Annotated in this window: 5 protein-coding genes; 1 reads left to right on the top strand and 4 read right to left on the bottom strand. The window is 43.5% G+C overall.

Translation table 11 applies throughout. From position 1 onward, the window contains the following. Window positions 1-196: 196 nt before the first annotated feature. The 4 genes from XEN7305_RS07165 to XEN7305_RS07150 all read right to left on the bottom strand — a co-directional run bounded on the left by XEN7305_RS07165 (window position 197) and on the right by XEN7305_RS07150 (window position 3,961). Window positions 197-901 (bottom strand): DUF1997 domain-containing protein, encoded by a 705-nt coding sequence (locus tag XEN7305_RS07165; protein ID WP_006508711.1) that lies wholly within the window; start codon window positions 899-901, stop codon window positions 197-199. A gap of 19 nt (window positions 902-920) precedes the next feature. Beyond that, window positions 921-1,874 (bottom strand): sll0787 family AIR synthase-like protein, encoded by a 954-nt coding sequence (locus XEN7305_RS07160; RefSeq protein ID WP_006508710.1) that lies wholly within the window; start codon window positions 1,872-1,874, stop codon window positions 921-923. A gap of 13 nt (window positions 1,875-1,887) precedes the next feature. Next, entirely contained in the window at window positions 1,888-3,510 is a 1,623-nt protein-coding gene (locus XEN7305_RS07155) for an ABC transporter ATP-binding protein (protein WP_006508709.1), read from the bottom strand. Between the two features lie 136 nt (window positions 3,511-3,646). Continuing rightward, on the bottom strand, window positions 3,647-3,961 hold the full coding sequence (locus XEN7305_RS07150; RefSeq protein ID WP_006508708.1) for a hypothetical protein: 315 nt from the start codon (window positions 3,959-3,961) through the stop codon (window positions 3,647-3,649). 162 nt (window positions 3,962-4,123) lie between these two features. Between XEN7305_RS07150 and proA the strand changes: the two genes are divergently transcribed. After that, the gene (proA, locus tag XEN7305_RS07145; RefSeq protein WP_006508707.1) at window positions 4,124-5,428 is read left to right on the top strand and encodes a glutamate-5-semialdehyde dehydrogenase; all 1,305 of its coding nucleotides are present in this window, start codon (window positions 4,124-4,126) and stop codon (window positions 5,426-5,428) included. The last annotated feature ends 123 nt before the right edge of the window (window positions 5,429-5,551 follow it).

The raw sequence follows: 5,551 nt of genomic DNA, 5'->3' as shown, positions 1-5,551 counted from the left end.
ACCTGAAAACAAGTGTCGCAAACCTTATAATCCCAAGTACGGGACTGAAACACTAAAGACAGAAAGCAACGACGAATTTTCCTTTTGATTATATTTCCCAAGTTGAACAACGAAGTAATAGGCTTTTCCCTAGTGGACGCGGGCGTAAATAAGCTATCTATCAACGAAGTGCTGATGTATCAAGACTTATTACTTATTACTCATTACTTATTACTTCCGCACAATAATCCGACAAGACCCGCAACCCCGATAACTTCTGACCTTTTGGCAATTGTGGCGGGAATGGGATTTCGAGTGCTCGATGAAAATCTTCTTGAACGGTACGAGTCAGTCGTTGTGATACCTGTCGTAAGACCTGCACTAGAATACGATCGCCTGTCGTCCGAATTAAATTGGTGGGCAATTTCTGAATAAAGCCAGGTAAGTTAAGCCAAACGCCTAAATCTAATTCCCAGGTTAGATGACATGCAACATTGGGCACTCCATCTATTGTAATTTCTCCGCTTTCGTCAGTTTGAGGGATCTCCAAGAGCGAGAGTAAAGCCTTAAAATCAACTGAATAAAGAGTTGGTGCAGGTCCAGGAATGGGTACTGTTTCAATCCGATAGACTCCATAGTTTTGGGGCACCAGTTCTAGACCAATCTTGGGATCGACATAAAAACCAAAGGCACCATAACGACCTACGCCCAGGGTATAACCCATATCTCCCAATGCTTCGACTTTCATGGGTCGAGCACAGCGCCGAAACCATTCTTGATGGGTATCAAGATACTGTTGAACAACAGGGATAGGTGCATACATTGCCATCCATCCGCTGAAATAATGGTGAAACTTCCCAAGATCTTCCTTGTCCTGAACAGTTTTCTCTAAATTAAGCTGTTTGTTTTCGGATGTTGTCATGTTTGTTGCCCTCTTAAAATTATCCTATTAACTTATTTAGTTGCCAATTCCAAAAAAGATGAGTTTTTCCCTGTGATTGCAATATCAATTCAGAGCCCTGAGTCATTTCCCCCACGACGGCACAAGTAATATTTTGTTGTGCGAATTTTTCTTGTACTGTATCTATATGTTCTGGACGAATACTTAGTAAAAAACCATAACTGGGAAAACATGACAACCAAGTCTCTTCGCAAATATCTGGAGGACAAAAAACCTGATCTAAATCTAGAATGGCACCACAATGAGAAGCCTCAATTAACATTAATAAGGTGCCGACAATGCCTCCCATACTAATATCCTTACCTGCATAGCAAAGACCGTTTTCTGCTAAATAAGGCAAAATTTGCAGGTTTTGTTGTAATCGCAGAGGATCGGCTTGGGTTGCGGCGTTCCAAAAAGGAAATTGCGGGTGCATTGTGCCCTGAAGATCGATCGCGACTATTAGCAAATCCCCAGGTTGGGCAGTAAAACTACTAATGAGTTTCTGGGCTCGCCCTAAAATAGCGACAGACAAGGCATTATAAGCTGATTTTAAATTGGTATGTCCACCGACAATTGGAACCTTGAAAGCTTGAGCTGCGGCTTTCATCCCGTCTAGCAATGGTGTGGCCTTCTCCCGATCCTCAGTCCAAATTGTATCGACAACAGCGATCGCTCTGCCTCCCATGGCCGCAATATCGCTCACATTTACCATTACGGCACACCAGCCAGCAAACCAAGGATCGCTTGCTACTAAAACATCCCAGATTCCTTCTGCGGCCAAAAGTAAATAACCATCACTGTCGGGAATTGCGGCACAATCATCACCAAAGGCGATCGTGCTATCCTTTGTTAAGCCTAAAATCTGACTGGGGATTTGAATATCTTGTTTGTGAACAATGCCTAATGACTTTCTGAGTTTTGCGGCTAATTCTTTTAGTTCTAAATCTTTCATCTTATCTTGCTACTCAACTGACCAATAACGGAGCAGCGGAAAGTAACTTCTGAGTATAGGGATGGTTCGGGTGATCGAAAATTTGCTTAGTTGTTCCTATTTCAACGATTTTACCGCCATTCATCACGGCAATGCGATCGCAGAAAAAGCGGGCAACCCAAAGGTCATGGGTGATAAAAAGATAAGTTAATTGAAATTCTGCTTTAAGCGCTAGCATTAATTCTAGAACCTGGGTTTGTACTGTCGCATCTAACATACTCACTGGTTCATCACAGATTACTAGCTGAGGATTCGTAATCAAGGCTCTGGCGATCGCAACTCTCTGTTGTTGCCCTCCCGATAATTCTGCGGGATAACGATGATAATAGTCGGATGTAGGAGTCAAACCAACTTTTTCTAACATAGTTACTACTTGCTTCTTGGCTTCTGAAGGACTAGCAACTTTATGAATTAATAGCGGATCGGCAATACTTTCGCCTACGCTCATCAGCGGATTGAGACAGGCATGGGGATCTTGAAAGATCATTTGAATCTGACGGCGCATTTCCCGCAATTGGTGAACAGGTAGCTGAGTTAGATCTTTGCCCAAAAATTTCACTGTTCCCGAAGTCGGTTTTAATAATTGCAAAATTGTGCGAGAAAGCGTACTTTTACCGCAACCTGATTCTCCTACTAGTCCCAGGGTTTCCCCTTCATGGAGCTCAAAATTGATGCCGTCTACCGCTTTAATGACGGATTTTTTTCCGCCAAATAATTGTTTGATTAAATTACTCTCTAACGTAAAATGCTGCTGAAGTTCTTTAACTTGTAGGATCGGTGCTTGCTGAGTTTGATGATCCTTGGCGGTGACCGCTTGGATTTTTAAAGCAGCTTGTAGAAGGGATTGGGTATATTCATGCTGGGGATGATAGAGAATTGACTTGACCGGCCCTGATTCGACCATCTTGCCTTGATACATGACCCCAATGCGATCGCAATATTCCCCGACCATTGCCAAATCATGGGAAATTAATAACAAAGCCATATCTCGTTCACTACATAAACGAGTCAGCTCTTCTAAGATCTCGGCTGAAACTGTAACATCTAAACTAGTAGTCGGTTCATCTGCCACAATCATCTTAGGATTAAGTAGCAAGGCTAAGGCGATCGCAACTCTTTGTCTCATGCCGCCACTAAATTCATGGGGATATTGCCCCCAACGATTAGCAGGAATTCTCACCGAATCCAGAGCTTCTACTGCTTTTTGTTTGGCTGCTTGACGAGATAATTCTGGTTGATGAGCTTTGAGGGTTTCTAAGCAATGATCTCCAATGGTCATCAGAGGATCGAGGCGGGTCATGGGGTCTTGAAACACTAACGCCACGACTTCACCACGAAATTGGCGTAATTCTTCTTGAGCCAATTCGGCAATAGATTTACCCTGAAAATCAATAATTCCTTCTACCTGACTGCCTTCTGGGAGTAATTTCATAATACTTCTCCCCAGAGTGGATTTGCCGCATCCCGACTCTCCGACTAATCCCATTCTTTCCCCAGGGTTTAGGGTAAAGGAGACATCATCCACTGCCCAGATAATTTCGGCTTGCGATTGATGGGGATAGGCCACTCTGAGGTTGCTTATTTCCAGTAGAGTCATAGATTGATCAAGATAATTAAATGAGGGCGGAGGGCAGCGGTGCGACCCCGCGCCTTTGCAAGGCGCTAGGGAAAGCGCACCAAGACAGATGGCAGATGGCAGAAGGAAGGGTTAAGCCCTCTTTCCTGATCTTTCCTTAATTCGAGCTCAATTCATCTCCTAAGTTACGAGCCAATCTGCGACAACCTGCACAATCACAACCATAGAGACTAATTGCTTTTTCTCCTTCACGATCTTGTAATGCTTTCATGGCTGGATCATATTCACTACAGCTACAGTCAAAGAAAGGATAGTCTTCGCTACTAGCCGGAATTTCTGGAAAGTTAGTATCAGCAATTGGCGCTGTAAAAACATATTCAGAAGAACTATTGGCCTCAGCTGGATTAGTAGAGAGTAGCGTTAAGGCGAGGGAACTGGAACAACCTAAAACAGTTAATAATTGACGATTCATGACTATTATTATTTTAAGAGTGAGCAGTAATTAAAGACCCACTATAGCAAACTTGATTTTTACCTGTTGTCATTTTCCCTGGGGTTAAATATCTTGAGACAATTTCTCTTGGGAGCGGTAATTCGTTAAAATGGGCAATACTAAATTGTGCCGACAAAGATTATGGTTGCCTTTGATATTGCTTCTGATTCTCTAGGAGAAATCGCTCGAAAAACTCGCCAAGCGGCAGGTAAGCTTGCTGTGTTGACGGCAAACGATCGCAATGATGCTTTAGATGCGATCGCCAAAGCCTTAACTAACGCTGCACCAGAGATTATGGCGGCGAATATTGCTGATTGCCAAGCAGCGGAAAAAGAGGGTATTTCCCCGGCACTCTATGCCAGATTGAAATTGGGTGAAAGCAAGCTCAAGAGCGCGATCGCAGGAATTAGAGATCTAGCTCAGTTAGCCGACCCTGTGGGCACAGTGCAAATTCATCGCGAATTGGATCAAGGATTGGTGCTCAAGCGGGTGAGCTGTCCTTTGGGCGTATTGGGCATTATTTTTGAGGCACGACCAGAGGCTTTGATTCAAATTACTAGTTTGGCGATTAAATCGGGCAATGGCGTAATTCTCAAAGGTGGCAAGGAAGCTATTAATTCTTGTCGGGCTTTGGTCAAAGTAATTCACGAGGCATTGGTAACAACCAAAATAGATCCTGATGCGGTGCAACTATTAACGACCAGAGAAGAGATTAAACAATTATTAGAATTGGATCAATATGTGGATTTAATTATTCCCAGGGGTTCTAATTCTTTTGTGAAGTATGTTCAAGATAATACTCGGATTCCTGTGTTGGGTCATGCTGATGGTATTTGTCATCTATATATAGATAAAGCTGCCGATCTAGAAAAGGCGGTGACGATTACCGTGGATGCTAAGACTCATTATCCTGCGGCTTGTAATGCGATCGAGACTTTATTGGTTCATCAGGATATTGCCCGTCAGGTTTTACCCAAAATTGTGGCAGCCATGCCAAATGTCGAGTTGCGCGGTGACTTGGCGACCAGCGAAATTATCCCTGTGAATCCGGTAACAGAAGAGGATTGGAGGACCGAATATAGTGATTTGGTTTTAGCGATCAAGATTGTGGATTCTTTAGATCGCGCGATCGCCCATATTAATAATTATGGTTCGAAACATACCGATGCGATCGCAACCGAGGATGCCCAGGCTGCGGAGATTTTTCAGAATCAGGTGGATGCAGCTGGGGTGTATCACAATTGTTCGACTCGTTTTGCCGATGGTTTTCGTTATGGGTTTGGTGCGGAAGTGGGTATTAGCACTCAACAAATGCCACCTCGGGGGCCAGTTGGATTGGAGGGCCTAGTTACCTACAAGTATCAGGTAACGGGGAATGGCCATATTGCCGCAACTTATACTGGTGAAGATGCGAGGTCTTTTACCCATAAGGATTTGACAAGTTAATAAATAATTTCTGGCGTTGCTGAATCCAGATATGAATTCGTTTCGCGCAAAGGCGCAAAGACGCAAAGAAAGAAGCAAAGAAGATTAGTCCAAAATTCTTTCATGTTTTAAATCAGCAACGCC

Source organism: Xenococcus sp. PCC 7305 (genome assembly GCF_000332055.1).
Taxonomy (GTDB): Bacteria; Cyanobacteriota; Cyanobacteriia; order Cyanobacteriales; family Xenococcaceae; genus Xenococcus.
Note: the sequence above shows the minus strand (reverse complement) of the source record. Positions and strands in the feature narration are given on the sequence as shown.

Bases quoted from the DNA above. Each gene is read 5' to 3' on its own strand.
- XEN7305_RS07150 (WP_006508708.1), bottom strand. From the start codon at position 3,961: ATGAATCGTCAATTATTAACTGTTTTAGGTTGTTCCAGTTCCCTCGCC.
- proA (WP_006508707.1), top strand. From the start codon at position 4,124: ATGGTTGCCTTTGATATTGCTTCTGATTCTCTAGGAGAAATCGCTCGA.
- XEN7305_RS07155 (WP_006508709.1), bottom strand. From the start codon at position 3,510: ATGACTCTACTGGAAATAAGCAACCTCAGAGTGGCCTATCCCCATCAA.
- XEN7305_RS07165 (WP_006508711.1), bottom strand. From the start codon at position 901: ATGACAACATCCGAAAACAAACAGCTTAATTTAGAGAAAACTGTTCAG.
- XEN7305_RS07160 (WP_006508710.1), bottom strand. From the start codon at position 1,874: ATGAAAGATTTAGAACTAAAAGAATTAGCCGCAAAACTCAGAAAGTCA.